This is a genomic window from Phocaeicola coprocola DSM 17136, from assembly GCF_000154845.1.
Taxonomy (GTDB): domain Bacteria; phylum Bacteroidota; class Bacteroidia; order Bacteroidales; family Bacteroidaceae; genus Phocaeicola; species Phocaeicola coprocola.
In genome coordinates, this window is the sequence record NZ_DS981450.1 from 59215 (window position 1) to 79391 (window position 20177).

Sequence of the window (20177 nt, forward strand, 5' to 3'; positions counted from 1 at the left end):
TTATAGTTTCTGTATCGCAATGTAGTGTTTTTTACTGGACCATCAAAAGAAACATCGTTATTATTTGTGAAGTATCAGTCGCAATGCAAACCATAGATGTCTCATGACAGTTGATACATATCCGTAGTGTTTGCACATAATGCGAAAGCGTTCTTTCAGCGATGCCTTGTGGTTGCGTGTAGTCATCCCTTCGTTCAGGTAGTCTATTAAAGTAAGGTGAGTATTATGAAGTATCTTACTTTGTTTCATGATACGGATGCACCAGTCGAAGTCGGCAGAGAAACGATAGTGCAAATCGTATTTGACTGCGCGGTCACGACGGGCAAAGAAAGCTTGATGACAGACCAGCATACCTTCACGGAAACTTTTCCATGTAAGTTGTTCAGGAGCAGAAAGTCTCCGCATCCGTAAGAAATGTCCTTCTTCATCCACGATGGCTGTTTCTCCGTATATTACGTCCGGCAGTTCGTTAAGTCCTGCCAGTGAATGCACCATCAACTGTAAGGTATCATCTTCATGCAGTTCGTCGCCGGCATTCAGAAAACATACATAATCTCCCGTGGCTAAGGCTATGCCTTTGTTCATGGCATCATATAATCCTTTATCGCGTTCGCTTACAACTGTATGGATATGTTCCTTGTATCGGCCGACTATTTCCATTGTCTTGTCGGTCGATTTGCCGTCTACGATGATATATTCTACATTTTTATAAGTCTGGGTTATGACACTTTGAATAGTATCCTCCAGAACGTTTTCGGCATTATAGGTTACAGTAATAATGGAAAACTTCGGATGCAGATGTGTGATATTATGCATTTTCCCCTGTAATATGGTTGTAAATCTTGATATATTTCATGGCGACAGTCTGCTCTGAATATGTATCTACAGCTTTTCGCCGTGCCTCTTCGCTGAGGCTTGCATAATCTCCTTCATTCAGCGACCAGCATATACCATTGGCGAGGTCTTCTGATGATTTGTATTGGGCTACATAGCCGTTGTGCAGGTGGTCAATCATTTGCGGAATGCCGCCAATGTTAAATCCTACACATGGAATGCCGCACGACATTGCTTCTACAATCGTGTTAGGCAGATTTTCCTGTAGCGAAGGTGTTACGAACAAATCGACAGCATTGTAAATGTTTACCAGTTCTTTTTCGTTTCCTACATAACTCAGGCAATAGATGGGGAAGGGAAAAAGATCGGCATATTGTTGTGACTCTTTTCCGACGACTACTACTCCCAGTGAACTGCAGAAATCAGGATGCTGTTGCTGGATCAGCTTGCATGCTTCTACCAGATAATCTATACCTTTCTTCGGGTCGGTTATTTTCATCGAGCTGAACAAAAGTAGTTTCTTGTCAGTCGGTAAATTCAGGTTCTTACGTACCTGTGTTTTGTTTAACGGACGGAAAAGGTTGGTATTAATGGGGTTAGGTATATTGGTAACCGAATGTCCCAAAGCCAGTACACTATGTCTGGCAAGTTCTTCGAGCCATTGGCTGCAAGCAACGAACGTTATATTGGCTTTTTTGTATAGTTTCTGTTTTTTCAGGAAAACCTGATATGAGAGGTCGTGCTTGGAGCCTTTATAGAGCAACGGACAAGTATGACACTGAGTCTGATACTTTGTACAGTCTTGTGCGTGGTGACAGATGCCCGTGATAGACCACATATCGTGCATGGTCCATACGACCGGTTTTCCGGAATCAATGATTTTCTGTATATCTTTCAGCGAAAGCATTCCTTGGTTGATCCAATGTAAATGTATGACATCGGCTTGCTGAAATTCCGGCAATGAAGTGATATCCGTTCCCATGCTGGCAATATCAACAGCAAAAAGGTTGTGCTTTTTGAAATGGTTTGCTTTCCAGATAATTACACGTTCCCAAACAAACTGCCAGATATGTCTCCATGATTTTTTCAGTGGTACGACTGTAACCTGATCTGTCTGTTTGTCGCGCACCAGCATTTTGGCTTTTATACCTTTGCCTTTGAGTGCCTCCATTAAACGATTTGCCGCTATCGCTGCCCCTCCGATTCGCTCGGAAGTATTGATGATTAATACTCTCATTGCTTCCTGAATTTTGTGCAAAGGTAATTCATTTTATTTTTTTTCTTCCGAATCAGGCGCCAAAATCTCCCTTTAACGTGCGTTTGATACGTCGAATTGCTTTTGCCCAGAAACAATTTGTCTGGTGATAGTATCTTTCGAATACCTTTCGTGCTGTCTGATTTTCTTCTGTCGGGGAAATAAGTGTTACAGGAAGAGGTTGTTGCCATAGAGTGGAGTCGTACAGACCACCTCCACCACAGTTTGTTCCACTTCCGTCGAATCCGGTATTTTGTATCAGTGATTTCCCTACATTCAACGATAAGATATCAGCTAGAAAAAGGCTGGCGTTCCAGCGGATAGCCCAAGAGTTATTTTTCCCTTCTATTTGCCGGCGTAGCATTCGAGTGAAAGGGTAATTGCCGTTAAAGTCGAAGTATCGTGTCAGGTTACGTGCTTCCAGTTGTGCAAGCAGTTCTTTGCCGTCAGGGTTGAAATGCTTCCATGCCCGGCTCCATGTTGCCCATCCCCAGCTGCCTGTCCACTTGATAAGGAAAGTATCAGGCAGTGATATGTCTTTTGTAAAGTCACATGCCTGAATATGTCCCACCCGCTGTTCGTCCTTATAAACCTCTAGTGCATCATTCATAAATTTCAGAAAATAGGGAGCTACTATCAAGTCATCTTCCAGTACAATAACCCTTCCGAAGTGATTGACTTGTGTTGTTACCCCATCGATGATGTTGCGTGCGAGTCCCCAGTTCGTTTCACGTTCGATAATGGTTATTGTTTTAAATCCGCTGATACTATGAATATATCGGCGTACCTCTTGTACAGCAGCATCACTTTCAGGGTTTTTGCTTTGGTCGGCATAGATAAATAAAGGGCTGTCTGCTGCTTCTTTGTTGTGTAGCAGAGAAGAAACAACCTGTCGGGTATGTTCCGGACGGTTGTAGACGAATAACAGAATAGGTGCGTATGTCATGGGTTAAAGATAACTGGCGTGAATTTGTTTGGTTTGCTTACGAACTTGAATTACAGCTTTACTCTGTTTGAGTAAACTGAAAACGGTAGAAGCATATCCTTTGGCATATTTGATATGTCCTTTTAAAAGGGCTATTGTAAGTTTCTTGATTCCTGCCAAAATACCGTAAGCAAATGCTTGTGTGAAGCGATAATTGATATTGGCATATTCTGAAAGCAGATAGACACGTTCCGCACGCAAGAGTCCTTCGAAAGAAACTTTGCGGAATTCTCTGTCGTGACAACCATATATGGTCGGAATATAGCCTATCTTATATTGATGGAAGTGCAGGCGGTTTACATAATCTTTATCTTCTCCGTAGTGGTAGAAGAGAGGAGAAAATCCTCCAGTCCGCTGTAAAGTGCTGACTGGAATAAACCAAAAAGCAGCATTGATGAACGGGCATGATATGGGCTCATGTCTGTGGGGAATGTTATTGATGCTTGCGAGCTGAGCGTATGAAGCAAACCCTTTGTCGAGTTCTTCTCCGCTTCCGTTTAAATGTACGGGAGAAAGAATGCCAAACTCAGGATGCTTTACAGACTGTTCTGCCAGTGTCGCAAGCGTATCACTTCCTATCCATGCGTCTTGGTTCAGCAGAAAAACTGCATCATATCCTTCCTTTAATGCAAGCTGCATACCGATATTATTAGCCTTGCCGAATCCTAAATTGGCATGGTTTTCTATCAGTCTTACATAAGTATATTGGGTTTTAATAATCTCTACCGTCCGGTCATTCGAACAGTTGTCTATCACGATAATATCGGTAGGATGTGATGATGCTTTCAAGCTGCCTAAACATCGCTCTATCCATTTTTCGAAATTATATGAAACAATGATTGTCAGGATTTTCATCATGCTGGTCGTTTATCGTGATAAATTATTTGAATTTCATCCATAATGTGGTAAGACGGTCTTTTACTTTTTTCTTCAGACTGATATGAGGAATGCCTGTATATTTTCCTGCTTTTTCCCAGAAATCGGCTTCATCTGTTATTTCACTCTTTTCTCCTATCAATCTGTACAGGTAGTATAATCCCCGCTTTTTCTCATATGGCAAATGCCATACCGGATAGTTTTCGTCGCCGGGTTGCACGTTGTTGAAATGAGGAGTAGTCCACATACGTTTCACATATCGGTTTGCCGTTTTGTTCCGTATGTTCAAATGTTCGGCAAGTAAACTCAATATATGGGCTTCTTCATTCAGCTTGAACGGATGTTGTTTTCCGTATTCCAGATTGAATGCCCACAGTTGAGGATAAGCGATATTTATTTTGCTGATTATATCTTTGCGTAAGGCAACGAACTCCCCTCCATAATACGTGATAGAGCTTGTTGCCTCCTTGCCGTAGCACGACTGGTATACCTCTTCCATCTGGGGAAGTGTAATACCGTTGATGGAGTATGTTCTGTCGGTAATGAATTCATAAAGTGCACTTCCATCTTTACGGACAGCGTCGAAGAGCGTATTCAAAGGTGTACGGCACAAGCAATCGGCATCACTGATGAGTAATGTATCATTTTCTAGCATCCGGCCGTCCATGTACTTCAGAATATCGTACAAGTAAAACTGGTTCTGCCATGCCGGATACCAGTCTTTAGGTGGTTTGCATGTATAGGGTAATGTTACGACCTCTACATTCAGTTTATGGAAAAGCCGGATGAGATAGTCGGGCAACTCTTTCTGATTTAAATTGGTGAAGAAGATAAATTGGGCATCTGGATTATAATGCTTGAACGTTACGAAGAAAGGTACTTGTATCTGCATGTAAATGGAGTGTACAAGTGAGGAACTTCCTTTCTGTCCCAGTTGGGGGTAGAAACTGGCTTCTTCTTTCGATTCTTTGTAGAACCAGGTTGTTATATAGTTAACTGGTGTATGCATGGCTTTCAAGGTAAATATTGGTCAATCCATGTATTAATATCGTATTGCTGTCGTATCTGTTCGGGTATTTTGTCAACAGGACTTTTTACGAACTCTTTGAGAAATTCGGTTGAGTCTATCCCAAAAATAAATATATTTTTTGGATTATAGAAGTTGTATCGCCGGATATCTGCATTGTTTGTTATCAGCTTCTTATTATAAAACAAAGCTTCTAACGGCCGTCGGGTCAGACCAGTTTGATTGGATTGGTTAATATCTATCACGCAGCGTGACAGCGACAGTTGTTTCAGATATTCTGCATATGAAATTCCTTCTTTAGCTGTTTCGGGTATAATAAAGTTGCATGTTAATGCGTTTGTTTCCAGCAGCTCTTTTAATGCCTGTAATTCATGGATGCGGTTTTTAGCTAAGCCACAGAAAAAACAGTCGGAAGCAGGTTCTTCTGGTATATCTTCTGCCGGATATCTGAAATACTGGTTGGCGAATTTTATATTGTACCGTTCTGCATCTTTCGGATCGAATGTACTGAGTTCATATCCCAGTTGCTGTATTTTCTTTAAATCTTCTGATGGATTTTTGAACGTAGTATGAATCGGATTGCAATAATAAATATGGCATGTTACTCCGGATGGTATTAAAGAACGGATTGCCTTCAATACATTTACATTACATCCCTCATATATCAGAATGGCATCACCTGCTTTGGTCTGAAGCATCTGGTCCAGATATTCTTTCTGAAACCAGGTATATAGTATTTTCTTAGGCAAGTGTATACGTCCGACAAGTAATGCTCTTGTCAGTTGCTTGAAGCGAGTTTTCGGGAAACTTAAAAAGTCGGGAAGATATACGATTCTCTCTTGCCTGTCGGGAGTGAGTCCGTCGAAGATAAATCGCGGAGCACTGACGATATACAGTTTACCTTTCATGATACTTTTTTCTTTAGCAAGTAATTGATACATTCATGCATGATTTCTGCATTGCTTAGTTTCATAATTCCCATGTAACAGATTGCAGCTACTAATATCTTAATGATAAAAGTCACAATGATATGTCCTCCAATCAATGAAGCTGCTATTCCTCCAATACAGCAGGCAATAATAGCTGGTAACATGAAAGGAAGCAAGTCGGACATGAGCATACGAAACTTAAGACCGATGAATCGATGGGCATAGGTGCGCCAGACAAACAGCCATATGATATTGATACATACATAAACTATCACCATTGTTTGTATACTGCCTTTCATCATGATGATGCAGAGTACTGTTATCAGCTGTAGAACTACTTGTGATATGATATTCCACATATAGATGTTTGATTTCCCTTGACTGATAATAAGATTTGAAAACAGTGTGCTGATAGGGATGAAAGCTCCTCCTATGCATAATAGTTGCATCAGAGAAATACTGCCTGTCCATTTTTCTCCTACCGTGATAAGAATAAGTTCACGTGTAACCGTTGATAAGCCAAACATGGCAGGGAAAGCTATGAAAGCTACGAATCGGAGTATTTTCCGGAAAACCCGTAATTCTCGTTCCTGGTCGTCGCGTACCTTTACTAATATAGGTTGTGCCACACTGTTTAGCATGCCTGTGATAAACTGATGCCCTGTTGCATTCCATTTATTGGCCTGATTATAGTTTCCGACTGATTGCGAAGTAAAGAATTTACCTAGTACAACCGATAGGATGTTGTTGTTTATCTGATTGGCAATGTTAGTTATCAAAATTTTGCTGCTGAATGAAAAAAGAGGTTTCAGCGGACTGAAATCGATATGCAATGTTGGACGCCATGATGAAAAATGCCAGGAGCAGAGAGTTACAACTATCAGGTAAGTAAGGCTTTGAGTGGCGATACCCCAATAAGAAAACCCATAAAAGGCTAATGTGACTCCCAGACATCCTGATATGATGTGTGCGAGTATTCCTGATATGGCTTGCTGTCGTACTTTCAGATTGCGGAAGAGATATGCTCCTTGTACGGTTCCTAAGCTGGCTATCGGTATGGCGAGAAAGCAATAACGGGATAATGGCAATAATTCCGGCTCTCCGTAAAAACGAGCTATTAACGGGGCACAGAAGAATAAAATCAGGTATGCTGCTATTCCGATAAACGTGCTGCACCAGAATACAGCGTTATAGTCCTCATGCCTGATTTCCTTCAGATTAACCAATGCGGCACGAAATCCGCTTTCTTGTAGCGAGTTACCAATCAGGGTAAATATTGTAAGCATACCTACCATACCGTATTCGGATGGAGAAAGCAATCGCCCTAAAATAATGCCAAAAGCAAGAACAAGAATTTGCTGAACTCCGTTGTTGATCGCACCCCACAGAAGTCCTTTGGCGGTTTTTTCTTTAAGTGATTGTTCGGGCATGTGTTACAAGCGTTTTAGTGTGGATAGGTGTAGTGGTAATGAAAGCGAAGAATCTCAAGTTTTGAGGATTTGAGATTCTCCGCTTACTAATATTGCAGAAGGAAGAATTATTTCACTTCACTTCCTGGTTTTACTTCTTTCAATACTGAAGTTACGGCAAGCGAGCCATCGAAGTTTTCGGCAGAAAGAATCATACCTTCACTGACCAGTCCGTTCTTAAACTGACGTGGAGCAAGGTTAGCAATAAATAAGACTTGCTTACCTATCAGTTCTTCCGGTTTGTAGTGCTGGGCAATGCCGCTCACGATTGTACGGTTCTCCAGACCGTCGGCAATCTTGAACTTCAGCAGTTTCTTCATTTTAGGAACTACTTCACATTCCAATACAGTTCCTACTCGGATATCAAGTTTTTCAAATTCTTCGAATGCAATGGTTGGCTTGATTGGATTAGCTTTATAATTAGCTTCTTCGTTTGCCTTTTTAGTTGCAAGCAATTTGTCTACTTGTGCTTGAATTGTTTCGTCTTCTATTTTTTCGAATAGCAATTCAGGCTTGTTGAGCTGATGACCTTCTGATAACAAGTCGGTACGTCCCAGTTGTTCCCATTCAAAACTTTCCATATTCAGCATATGACGTAACTTTTCACTGCTGAAAGGCAGGAACGGTTCGAAAGCAATTGCCAGGTTAGCAACCAACTGCAATGAAATGTTCAAAATAGTAGCAACACGGTTCATATCTGTCTTGGCAAGCTTCCAAGGTTCTGTATCGGCAAGATACTTGTTTCCGATACGTGCCAGATTCATTGCTTCTTTCTGTGCATCACGGAACTTAAAGACATTCAGCAGTTTTTCTACTTCTGCTTTTACGTCAGCAAATTCTTTCAGTGTATCACGGTCGTAATCATTCAATTCACCACAAGCAGGAACTTTACCATCGAAGTACTTGTTAGTAAGTACCATCGCACGGTTTACGAAGTTTCCGTATACAGCTACCAGTTCATTATTGTTGCGAGCCTGGAAATCTTTCCATGTAAAGTCGTTATCTTTTGTTTCTGGAGCATTGGCTGTCAGAACATAACGCAATACATCCTGCTTTCCTGGGAAATCTTGCAGATATTCGTGCAACCATACTGCCCAGTTGCGTGATGTTGAAATCTTGTCACCTTCCAGATTCAGGAATTCATTGGCTGGAACGTTGTCAGGCAAGATATAGCTACCCTCTGCTTTCAGCATAGCCGGGAATACGATGCAGTGGAATACGATATTATCTTTTCCGATGAAGTGGATAAGACGTGTTTCCGGATCCTTCCACCATTTTTCCCATGAGTCAGGCAATAATTCTTTGGTATTTGAAATATATCCGATGGGAGCATCGAACCATACATAAAGCACTTTACCGTCGGCTCCTTCTACCGGTACAGGAATACCCCAGTCCAAGTCACGGCTTACGGCACGTGGTTGAAGGCCCATATCCAGCCAGCTCTTACATTGTCCATATACATTCGGACGCCATTCTTTATGATCTTCCAGGATCCACTGGCGCAACCAACTTTCGTGTTTGTCGAGTGGCAGATACCAGTGTTTAGTTTCTTTCATTACAGGCTGACTTCCGCTGATTGCACTTTTCGGGTTAATCAGTTCAGTAGGAGAGAGTGTACTTCCACATTTTTCACATTGGTCGCCATAAGCTCCTTCTGCGTGACAGCGCGGGCATTCTCCAGTGATATAACGGTCTGCAAGGAATGTATGAGCTTCTTCGTCGTAATACTGCATGGAAGTCTTTTCGATAAATTCATTTTTATCGTACAGCTTACGGAAGAAGTCAGATGCGGTATCATGATGAATTTTAGAAGAGGTACGTCCATACACGTCAAACGAAATTCCGAACTCTTTGAATGAGTCGCGAATCAGTGTGTGGTAGCGGTCTACGATATCTTGCGGAGTGACTCCTTCTTTTTTTGCACGGATAGTGATAGGTACTCCGTGTTCATCCGATCCTCCGATAAATAAAACATCTTCTTTTTTCAGGCGCAGGTAGCGCACATAGATGTCCGCTGGTACATAAACTCCAGCCAGATGTCCGATATGAACCGGACCGTTAGCATATGGTAGAGCTGATGTAACGGTTGTTCGTTTGAATTTTTTTTCCATATACGTATATAGTTTATTTTAAGTTGCAAACTTATGATGCGCAAAGATAAGGATTATTTGGGAATTATCATTGATGGAAAATGGCTAAGAGAATTTTCTCTTTTCTTTTTATCTGGGTTATCGTATTTATCGTTATAAGAAAGATCGAAATTTCTTTAAAAAGATTTGGAATGGCTTGGAACATACGGCGTTGATTGTTGTTTGACTTTTCTAGAAATCTGTATCCGACTGCTAAAGTTATTACAATGTTTTTATGCATTTCTACAAATTCTGTCTAATAATCACTTGCTATACAATAATCTATGTAATTTTAACTGCTGAAACGACAGTGAAAATCTTTTATTATTAGTAATACTTTAAGCTTTATGTTCTGATTTTCAATGATATCTTATTTCAAAACCTTAAATTTAAAATCTAATAAAATGAAACATCTGATTTTATTTGGTATAATGTGGTTATGCGGGTTGATGACAGTTGTAGCTCAAAACGTACCACAAGTAATTCCTGCATTGCAGCAGTGGAAACCGACCAAAGGCAAAATGGTATTGCCGGAATCGGGCAAGGTGATTATATCTTCAGATGAGGAAGGGGCATTAAAGCAAAGTGCTGAGATTCTGGTGCAAGATCTGAAAGAGATGTTTGGCTGGAATTATCGTGTGGTAATTGGTAAACAAGAAAAAGGGGCTGTGTTTTTGACTTTAAGTAAACCAGATAAGACATTAGGTGATGAAGGATATCGGATGGATGTACGTAATGGAGTAACTATTGAAGCTCCTACTGCTAAAGGTGTATTTTGGGGGACGAGAACCTTGTTGCAGATGATTCATAATCAGCCGGATGGGCTGATGAGAGGGCAGGCTACAGATTTTCCATTGTATCCGAACCGAGGATTCATGATTGATGTGGCACGTAAGTTCTTTACAATGGATTACCTGCGTGATTATGTAAAAATCCTTTCATTCTATAAACTGAATGAGTTACAAGTTCATTTGAATGACAATGGCTTTGTTGAGTTTTTCGGAAATGACTGGGACAAGACGTATGCAGCCTTCCGGTTAGAAAGTGAGCGTTATCCCGGTCTGACTGCAAAGGATGGATCTTATACAAAGGCTGAGTTTCAGGATTTTCAGAAAATGGCCGCTACCTATGGAGTGAATGTGATTCCGGAAATAGACGTACCAGCTCATTCCTTAGCTTTTACCCATTATAATCCTCGATTAGCAGCTGACAACAAAGAGTATGGTATGGATCATCTGGATTTGTATAAACAGATGTGGTGACTACTTCTGTTGACGAAATAGGTTATCCTTATGCTGTGGAGTTTGAAATTTATCCGGATTCTATTCCAAACATTGATGCTATATTGTTCAAGGGGCCTCATTCGGAATTTATAACGAACTGGCAAAATACAGGCAAGTTTGCTTTCCGTCGTGATGGATATGAATTTGTATTTCATGCTTATCGTTTGCCAGTAGAAAAGTGGACTAAGATACGGATAGAAGGAGATATAAAAGGCACTTCTTTGTTTGTAGACGGGCAACTTCTGGAAAGACTGGAAGGACGCATAGGTGAAGTATTCAATGTTAAGCATCAGAGAAAAGACCGTATATGGTATCAGGAAACCTTGATATTCCCATTGAAGCAATTAGGAGATACTCAAATGGGATTCAATGGGAAGGTGAAAAATTTAATATGTACTCCACGTTGATACAATATAATTTTATGATAAGAGTTTGATCTTGTTTCGTATAGTGCCCTGAAAGTTAATGAATATATCGGGCTTTTCTAAAAGTAAACCGAAGTAGATTGGTCCAAACTATACGATAAGTTAAAAACGGCTACCTGAAGTCTTCATAGATTTGGGTAGCCGTTGTTTTTGTCAGTGGGTATAATAAGGTTTTGTTACCACACTGAATCTTAAATTTACCTTTTCCAATATCCGATTTTCATTATTAAAGGTTAGTCATCATATTACTTTGTTGATATGTAAGCGGCGTAGATCAGGTGTGAGAGAAGTAATCTAATCACAGCTGAAAACGATATGCTTTTTATCTGGTGTGGTTGTCAGCTTTTATTTTATTACCAGAGGCAGTATATCGTTCAGCTGTGAATTTATTGTTATCAATCTTTAAGTTGCTGTACTCAAAGATGATATGGTTCATGCTATATCCGCATTTTTATTTGTAGAAAAGCATGTGTTCATCAGAATGGGTTATTTTTTAGTATATTGATAGGACTTTGCAGATGCAATATATTATTAGTCTTTTCAACTCCACCAGTAACTACTACATTTAATGTAGCTTTGATATCACGTGAAGAAGCTCCTATCAAGAATTGATAATTACCACCGTCTATTACCCATGCAGAAGAATTCTCGTTGTAAGAAGCCAGATCGAATGCTTTTACTTCCATTGTAACGGATGTTGTTTCGCCAGGATTTAATTCTTTAGTCTTGGCAAATGCTTTTAATTCTTTTTCTGGTTTATTCAATTCTCCTCCTTTAGGTGCGGAAATATAAAGTTCTACGATTTCCTTTCCTGACTGTGTGCCTGTATTTTTAACATCTACGGTTACGGTATAGATTCCATTTTCAGTTTTCACTTTTGGATTTCCGTATTCAAATGTTGTGTATGACAAACCATATCCGAATGGATAAGAAACCTGTTTTTCAAAACTGTCAAAATAACGGTAACCTACGTAGATATCTTCTTCATAATCTGTATAGTCCCACAGTTTTACATCAGACTTCTTTTCTTTAGGATCGGCCATGTTACTCAGATTGCCCATAGCACCTTCTGTCGGGAAGTTGGCAGATGAAGCTGCATCTTCAAATTTAACAGGGAAAGTCATTGTTAGTTTACCTGATGGATAAGCCTTTCCGCTCAAGATATCTGCTACACTATTACCACCTTCTTGTCCTGCCTGCCAGGCACAGAGGATAGCATCCGGCAGATTTTTCCATGAATCGGTTTCAATCACTCCACCGATATTCAAGATAACTACAACTTTTTTACCTGCGGCATGGAAGGTTCTGCATACATCGTTGATCAATTTAGATTCTTCTTTTGATAGATTGAAATCAGAAACCTTTCTGTCAACAAATTCTCCCGACATACGTCCTAAAGTGATTAATGCAATATCTGTTTGAGCAGCCCAGTTACTTAATTGATCTGCTGACAGAGCCATTTCAGTAGGTAATGGAGTGGGTAAGAATTTTACTAATGGATTATCTCCTTTAGGTTTATTGCGCTCATTTTCTTCTGCAATATATTTCAGGTAGATGTTTTTCAATTCATCGTTTACCTGGAAATTAGCATTCTTCAATCCATCGAGCAAAGAAACTGTATAGGCACGGTTGACATTTCCAGAACCAGTTCCTCCTGCAATGAAATTATACGAAGTACATCCAAACAATGCAACTTTCTGAATGTTGGAATTCAGTGGTAAAGTCTGATTGTCGTTTTTCAGTAAAACCATACCTTCGGTAGCCGATTGGCGGGTAACATTGGCATGAGCCTGCAAATCGGGTTTGTTGGAATAGTTGTATTTTTTGAAATGAGGAGTTTGCAGAATCATGTTAAGAATACGTTCTACATTGCGGTTTAAGATTGCCTCATCCAATTTTCCTTCTTTTACTGCGTTGACTATTGCTTCATACTGTCTGTCGAGTCCTGGTTGCAGCATGTCATTTCCAGCTTCCATTTGTGCTACTGCATCCTTACCTCCAAACCAGTCTGTCATAACCATACCTTTAAATCCCCATTCATCACGCAAAAGGGTAGTAAGCAGCTCTGGATTTTCTGAAGTATAGACTCCGTTCAGATAGTTGTAAGAAGACATTACGGTCCATGGATTCGATTCTTTTACTGCAATTTCGAATCCTTTCAGGTAGATTTCGCGTAAGGCTCTTGGCGATACATGCGCATCTACAGCCATACGATTACTTTCCTGATTGTTTACTGCAAAGTGTTTGATGGATGTTCCCACTCCGTTGCTCTGTACACCTCTTACATAAGCAGCAGCAATTTTTCCAGATACCAGCGGATCTTCTGAGTAATATTCAAAGTTACGTCCGCAAAGAGGATTACGATGAATATTCAGTGCCGGTGCCAGCAAAACGTCGGCTCCATATTCCAAAACCTCATTACCGATGGCTTTACCAACGTTTTCTACCAGTTCCTGATTCCAGGTAGAAGCTAATAATGTTCCGATAGGGAAGTGTGTACAATAGTAAGTTGCTGAATCTCCTTCACGAGTGGGGTCAATGCGCAATCCGGCAGGACCGTCAGCTAGTACGACAGCCGGAATACCCAATCGTTCGATTGGGTAAGTTGTTCCAGCTGCACCAGGTACTAACTTTTTAGTTTTTCCGATAACAGCACTGTCACCGGAAAATCCTGCCATACCTGTACCGATTACCAGATGTGCTTTTTCTTCCAGAGTCATTGCATTGATGACTTCATTGATGGGAGATTTTCCTAATTGGGGAGTTGTAGGACCGCATGAACTCAGTATTGCTGCCGAAAAGGCCATTCCTATAATTAATTCTTTTTTCATGTCTGTATTAATTATTTAAATAACAAAGGAGCAAATTCTGTCAGGTATATACGCCAGTTTCTCCAGATATGTCCTCCATCTGTTTCTACGTAAGTATATTTATATCCTTTTTCGTCAAGTTGTTTACGGAAGTCAATGTTATCCTTGTATAGAAAATCTGTTTTACCGATTCCTATCCAATACAAGCGAGGTGGATTACTGAACTGGGTAGCAAGTTTCTGATCTAAGTTCTCGTATACATCGGATGTATTTTTGTTGTTGATTTGCTTGCTGGTAGCAGCAGAGAACAGACCTACATAACCAAACTTGTTTGGATAATATGCTGATATATACAGAGAATGGAATCCTCCCATAGACAATCCGCAGATAGCACGGTTGTTCTTATCTTTTTTTACCCGATATGTTTTTTCGACAAACTTTATGATATCAGGAAAAGCTTTCTCTATTTCTCCGTCCATTGTTTTAGGATTCATGAACTGAGGTTTAACCATGCTGTTGGGAGCTTCACCCGGAGCTGCTTGTTGTGCACCGTTTCCGTTAGGCATAACTACAATCATTGGTTCGGCTTTACCTTGAGCAATCAGATTATCCATGATTTGTGCTGCACGTCCTTGTTCTACCCAGGCATTTTCATCTCCTCCGGCTCCATGCAATAAGTATAAGACTGGATATTTCTTGTTGCTGCTTTCATAACCGGCAGGAGTATAGACTGTCAGACGACGCTCCATACCCAGTGTAGGGCAGTTATACCATACTTTCGATACAGTTCCATGAGGTGCATCCTGTACCATGTATAAATCAGCTTGTCCGTTTCCTATCAGGAAGTAATTGGTAATGGTAGCAATATCGCGATTCTGGTATACGTTGCTCGGATCGGTTGTTTTAAAATCGTTGACATATACCGAATAGTTATACATTTCGCTTGGAAGAATAGACGATGTATATTCCCAAACCCCATTCTTACCTTCTTTCAGCTGAACTCTTCCCGGAGCTTCTACTTCTCCAAAAGGAGTCTTGATTTTTTGCGCAGGTAGAAAGTCCCCTTCAATCTCTACTTTAGATGCTTTAGGAGCAAGAATGCGGAATGTTACTGAATTATCTTTGTTTATCTGGGGGGAAACGATATCGCCCCCACCCCATAAAGCTTGTTGTGCATATCCAGCGATACTGAATAAAAATGCACCTACATATAATACTATTTTTTTCATAACTATAATATTTTTAATTGATTATATTCTTTTTTACCAGCCTGGGTTTTGTGTCATGTTAGGATTCAATGACATTTCTTTTTCAGGAATAGGTAATAATTCACTCTTGTTTTTCTTAAATCCATAGCCTTGCTGATTGACAAAGCCTTCTTTCTTTACAGTCGGTTCTTCGGATACTTTTTTGTCCATAACCAATGAAGGAACATAGTGTCCTTGCTCTTTCAATACTTCTTCGGCATCTCCCCAGCGTATAAGATCTTGGTAACGGACACCTTCCATACATAATTCCAGACGCTTTTCTGTCTTGATGTCATCTAAGGTAACTGTCGACAAAGGAGCCAGCTGTGCACGTTGTCTGATTTCATTGATATAGTTCAGAGCCTTGTCCTGTCCGCTTCCTGCCTGTACATGAGCTTCGGCTGCCATCAGTAAGACTTCTGCATAGCGCATGAAGCGCAAATTGATGTATTGATAGAACTGAAGTCCCGGATTATCGTACATGCAATCTTCTTTCAGAGCGCGGTATTTCCATGAAAAATAGCCTTCGTTACCTACCATGATGTTACCGTCTCTTAATGAGATTCCTAAACTTTCCAATTGTTTATAGGTAATGATAGTCTGGTTCAAGCGGTAACCATCGGCAGTTTCTTCAGCTACAAATGCATCATACAGTGATTTTGTAGGGTTACCGAAACCGTAGCAACCTTGTGAAAAGGCTGAGGCCGACTGGTCAAAATTGAGCATTGAGGAACGCCATCCCAGCATACAGTATAGCTGAGTAAACTGGTTCCACATCTGTTCCGGGTCATTACGCATTTGTGCTTCCAGAATAGATTCTCTGCAATTATTTGCTTTTACGTGTGCCAGATTGCCATATTCTCCTTGATACAGTCCATATTTGTTTGAACTGATAACTTTGTCCAATATGCTGGCAGCTTCATTATATTTTCCCTGGAACAGATAAGCTTTACCCAGATAAGCCATGGCAGCTTCCTTTGTCACTCTGATATTGGTTACATCATCGTCTATGTTTTCTTTAGAAGGCAGGTCGCTTGCTCCGTCAGGATCTCCTACTGCTGCATTCAAGTCTGATTCGATGAAAGCCCACAATTCTTCTGCGGGTGTATTCCCTTTTCTATATTCATCTGGAGCAAGCAGATGGTCTACCTTAGGTACATTTCCCCAGAGAGTAACCAGCTCGAAGTATGAGAAGGCGCGGAAGAATTTAGCTTCGGCAATGGCTCTGCGTTTTACTTCACTATCGGGTGCTACTTTTTCTATTATCAGGTTGGCATTATATACGATATTGTATAGTCCGGAATACAGACTGGTAATCATGCCATGATCTGAACCAAATGTCATTTCGTTCAGACGTTCCATTTCTCCATTGTCACCTCGTGCACCTCCGCCAGTATACATATCATCTGATAACAGATTCTTGACAAAGAACCAGTTGTAATGTTGTGATCTGACAGATAAGTATAAGGCAGCTGCGGCAGCTTCGGCTTCATCGTCTGTCTGGTAATATGTTTCCTGGCTTCCCACATCTCCATGTTTTGCAATATTGAGTCTGTCTTCGCATCCGGTTGCCAATGTCATGCAAAACATTCCTGCAGCAAGTGCTATATATAGTTTCTTTTTCATAATATTATTCGATTAAAATTCAACATTAAAGCCTAACATAACTTTCTTTGCGCTTGGATATGTACCCATATCAATACCCATACCGCTTGTAGCGTTTGCTGATGCTTCAGGATCGAAGCCTGGATAACTGGTGAAAGTAAAGAAATCTTCCAGTGATACATACAGACGCAGGTTATTGATGAATACCTTATTTATCCATTGTTTCGGTAATGAATACCCCAGCTGAATCTGTTTGATTTTGAAATATGAACCGTCGAATACCATGGCATCAGATACGGTATATTTGTCCAGGCTCAAAGCGTTAGCTCTTGGAGCAGTAGCATTGGTATGTTCAGGAGTCCAACGGTCTTTATAGAATACTTCACTCAGTTTGTTGGCAGAAGCATGGTCTGGACGGTTGATACAGCTGAATACGTCATTTCCGTAACTTCCTGAACCAAAGATTGTCAGGTCAAGTCCTTTCCATGCTGCTGTCAGTGTCAAGCCATATGTGAAATCAGGAATAGCATCGCCGATGTAAGTCTTGTCATCTTCGTTTATGATGCCATTGTTATCCAAATCAGCGAAAATCGGTTCTCCATCTTCTGGGTTGATGCCTTCGCAGCGATATCCACGGAAGTAGTAAACCGGATATCCTTCTTCGAAATAGGTAATTGTATTTGTATGGAATGTTGTTCCGTTAGCTCTGGTGAGTGACGGATCCAGATAAGTAACTTTGTTCTTCAAGGTTGCCAGATTTCCTTTGATGCTATAATTGAAATCACCGATGTTATCTCTCCATCCTATTTCAAATTCAAAACCTTTGTTGCTTACATTACCGGCATTGATCGGTGAAGTTGTTCCGCCAATAATGAGTGAAGGAGTTGTACCAGTGATAAGCAAATCTTTAGTCTTCTTGTTAAACCAGTCCATAGAAAGAGTCAGGCGGTCGTTGAATAAACGAGCATCCAGACCGACGTTAATTTGTTCAGAAGTTTCCCATTTCAATTCATCATTACCCAAACTATTCGGACGAATACCTGTTGTATAGTTATTACCAGGAACGAACGGATAATATCCGGCTGTTACCATGGTAGTTCCGTAACCGTAAAGGTTGCTTGCTAATGCAGCAAGGCTACCATTCTGTCCCCAGCTGGCACGTAGTTTCAGGCTTGATACTACATCTCTCAACGGAGTGAAGAAGTTTTCTTCAGAGATAGTCCATCCGGCAGATACGGCAGGGAAGTATCCCCAGCGTTTTTCCAAAGGGAGATAAGACAAATCGGCTGCATCGGCACGAAGTGAAGCTTGCAACATATATTTTCCGGCAAAGTCATATCCTACACGTCCGAAATATGAATATTTGGCTGTACGGGTCTTTTCACCTTGTATTGATTTACTTGCTGAAGGGTCTCCATAATTCAGATACCAGAATGACGGATCTCTGTTGGTGATGGCATCTGCTCCGTTTGCGCTGAATCCACTGGTAATATAATCGTATGTAGATTCCTGGTAAGACATACCCAACATAGCGTTGATGGTATGTTTATTGAAAGTCTTGATGTAGTTGGCGAAGTTTTCCCACTGCCAATAGATAGAAGTGCTTGATGTACCGCTGATAGACATATAATCATTGTTCTGAACAGAGTTGCCGTAAAATGGCAGGTTGACTGTTGAAGAACGAGTACCAGACAAGCGGTAGCCGAAACGTGAGGTAAATACGAATCCGTCGAATGGTTTCAGTTCTCCGTATACAGAACCGTTTACATTGAATCCACTGTTTTTAGGTACAGTATTGTCGCGCATAATCATCGGATGATAGTTCTCCGATTCTACAAAGTTGGAAACTGCATAGTAATTTCCATTTTCGTCAGTCAGCAGAGTTTTGCCATTATCGAGTGCTGCCTGCATATTAGCTGGTAAATTATCCGGACTATATGTACTTGGAGTGAGTGGATCAAGTTCCATAACGGCCTGGAAGAAACTACCGTAAGCGTTGTTTCCTGACAGTTTGCGGTAATTGTATTTTTCAATCTGGTTGGTTGTTCCTACTTTTAACCAGTCTTTAATCTGATAATCTGCGTTGACAGAACCTGTCAGACGTTTGTAGAAGTCTGCATCTCCTCTGACAATACCATTGTTGTCCAGATATGATAAAGAAAGATAATAGTTCCCTTTTTCATTTCCATTAGAGAATGACACGTTATGTTTCTGCATCTGTCCGTTTCCAAAGACTACGTCAGCCCAGTTTGTATCTGTAACACCATCCCAGTTATTGTTAATCTTTGACTGTTCGAATACGCCACCTTCTACCATGTATGTAGCATATTCCTCTGCATTCATCAGCTTCGGCATTTTGCCAAGTGACTGAATGGAGTACTGGAAGTCGTAAACGACTTTTCCTTGTCCGGTTTTGCCCTTTTTGGTACTAATCAGAATAACACCGTTACCAGCTTCTGCACCATAGATGGCAGCTGAAGCTGCGTCCTTCAATACTTCTATAGAAGCGATATCGTTAGGATCGATACCTGAAATATCAGAAAGGCGTACACCATCTACTACATAAAGAGGGTCTGAAGCTACGTTAGAAGAAAAACCACGTACACGGATAGTAGGAGCTTCTCCCGGAGCTGCAGATGAAGAAATGACCTGTACACCCGAAGTCTTACCTTGTAAAGCGGACTGTACGGTAGTAACCGAACGGTTTTCCATATCTTCAGCTTTTACCTGTGAGATAGAACCAGTAACAGAACTCTTTTTCTGAACACCATATCCTACAACTACAACCTCGTTCAGGGTTTGCGTATCTTCTTTCAGCGAAACGGTTAAAGAAGGTTGGTTGACTGCGATTTCCTGAGTGGTATAACCTACATAAGAGAATACAAGGATACGTCCTTTTGCAACGTTCAATACCTTAATTCCGCAACATAATTGATAATTATTTTTATAAGTTCCTGAGCAACATTTTGTTGCCCAGGTTTTTGCCATGTCAGCGTTTTCACTTACCTTAGTGTTGCGAATCCAAAGACAAAGAAAACCGCAACAGGCATGGCAAAGGTAGCAATAAAATCCGAAAGACTCACTCCTTTTGGAGGCATATTTCCAATCATGGAGCAATTTACCTCCCTTCTCTCCTCTACAATTGACTCAACACTTGGGTTGAGATGCAAACTCTATGGTTATCAATACAGCGAAATCATCCGCTCCCTCCTATGCGTTTACTTCTGCGGCGGTTCTTGCGTTGAGGATGTCACCGCCCACTTAAATGAGTCATCTTTCCCTTCACCCCAAACTCCGCACCTG

Annotated in this window: 12 protein-coding genes and 2 pseudogenes; 2 read left to right on the forward strand and 12 right to left on the reverse strand. The window is 40.8% G+C overall.

Annotated elements, in window-relative coordinates; translation table 11 throughout:
• Positions 1-60 precede the first annotated feature (60 nt).
• The 8 genes from BACCOP_RS03000 to metG form a co-directional block, all read right to left on the reverse strand.
• Entirely contained in the window at positions 61-816 is a 756-nt protein-coding gene (locus tag BACCOP_RS03000) for a glycosyltransferase family 2 protein (protein ID WP_007566146.1), read from the reverse strand.
• Positions 809-2071: a glycosyltransferase family 4 protein gene (locus BACCOP_RS03005; protein WP_007566148.1), complete on the reverse strand. Its 1263-nt coding sequence runs from the start codon at positions 2069-2071 to the stop codon at positions 809-811. Before BACCOP_RS03005 ends, BACCOP_RS03000 begins: the two co-directional genes overlap by 8 nt.
• Positions 2072-2123: 52 nt before the next feature.
• Entirely contained in the window at positions 2124-3035 is a 912-nt protein-coding gene (locus tag BACCOP_RS03010) for a glycosyltransferase family protein (protein WP_007566150.1), read from the reverse strand.
• 3 nt (positions 3036-3038) lie between these two features.
• Positions 3039-3929 (reverse strand): glycosyltransferase family 2 protein, encoded by an 891-nt coding sequence (locus tag BACCOP_RS03015; RefSeq protein WP_040311758.1) that lies wholly within the window; start codon positions 3927-3929, stop codon positions 3039-3041.
• Between the two features lie 25 nt (positions 3930-3954).
• Complete coding sequence (locus BACCOP_RS03020) at positions 3955-4959, reverse strand: hypothetical protein (protein ID WP_040311759.1); 1005 nt, start codon at positions 4957-4959, stop codon at positions 3955-3957.
• Between the two features lie 5 nt (positions 4960-4964).
• Positions 4965-5885 carry a hypothetical protein gene (locus tag BACCOP_RS03025; RefSeq protein ID WP_148315645.1) on the reverse strand — a complete coding sequence of 307 codons (921 nt, stop codon included), beginning with the start codon at positions 5883-5885 and terminating at the stop codon, positions 4965-4967.
• Positions 5882-7336: a lipopolysaccharide biosynthesis protein gene (locus BACCOP_RS03030; RefSeq protein WP_007566158.1), complete on the reverse strand. Its 1455-nt coding sequence runs from the start codon at positions 7334-7336 to the stop codon at positions 5882-5884. The genes BACCOP_RS03025 and BACCOP_RS03030 overlap by 4 nt, the downstream gene beginning before the upstream one ends.
• 107 nt (positions 7337-7443) lie before the next feature.
• A complete protein-coding gene (gene metG / locus BACCOP_RS03035; protein WP_007566160.1) occupies positions 7444-9486 on the reverse strand; it encodes a methionine--tRNA ligase in 2043 nt (680 codons plus the stop codon).
• Positions 9487-9908: 422 nt separating this feature from the next.
• Between metG and BACCOP_RS03045 the strand changes: the two are divergent.
• Positions 9909-11194: pseudogene (locus BACCOP_RS03045) on the forward strand (glycoside hydrolase family 20 zincin-like fold domain-containing protein).
• A gap of 494 nt (positions 11195-11688) precedes the next feature.
• Here BACCOP_RS03045 and BACCOP_RS03050 read toward each other — a convergent pair.
• The 4 genes from BACCOP_RS03050 to BACCOP_RS03065 are packed head-to-tail and all read right to left on the reverse strand — an operon-like array spanning position 11689 to position 19862.
• Entirely contained in the window at positions 11689-14043 is a 2355-nt protein-coding gene (locus BACCOP_RS03050) for a beta-glucosidase (protein ID WP_007566169.1), read from the reverse strand.
• Between the two features lie 11 nt (positions 14044-14054).
• The gene (locus tag BACCOP_RS03055; RefSeq protein ID WP_007566171.1) at positions 14055-15251 is read right to left on the reverse strand and encodes an esterase; all 1197 of its coding nucleotides are present in this window, start codon (positions 15249-15251) and stop codon (positions 14055-14057) included.
• 33 nt (positions 15252-15284) lie between these two features.
• Complete coding sequence (locus BACCOP_RS03060) at positions 15285-16895, reverse strand: RagB/SusD family nutrient uptake outer membrane protein (protein ID WP_007566172.1); 1611 nt, start codon at positions 16893-16895, stop codon at positions 15285-15287.
• A gap of 12 nt (positions 16896-16907) precedes the next feature.
• The gene (locus BACCOP_RS03065; protein ID WP_007566174.1) at positions 16908-19862 is read right to left on the reverse strand and encodes a SusC/RagA family TonB-linked outer membrane protein; all 2955 of its coding nucleotides are present in this window, start codon (positions 19860-19862) and stop codon (positions 16908-16910) included.
• Between the two features lie 60 nt (positions 19863-19922).
• Here BACCOP_RS03065 and BACCOP_RS19505 point away from each other — a divergent pair.
• Positions 19923-20177, forward strand: a pseudogene (locus tag BACCOP_RS19505) (IS1380 family transposase); the annotation flags it as partial.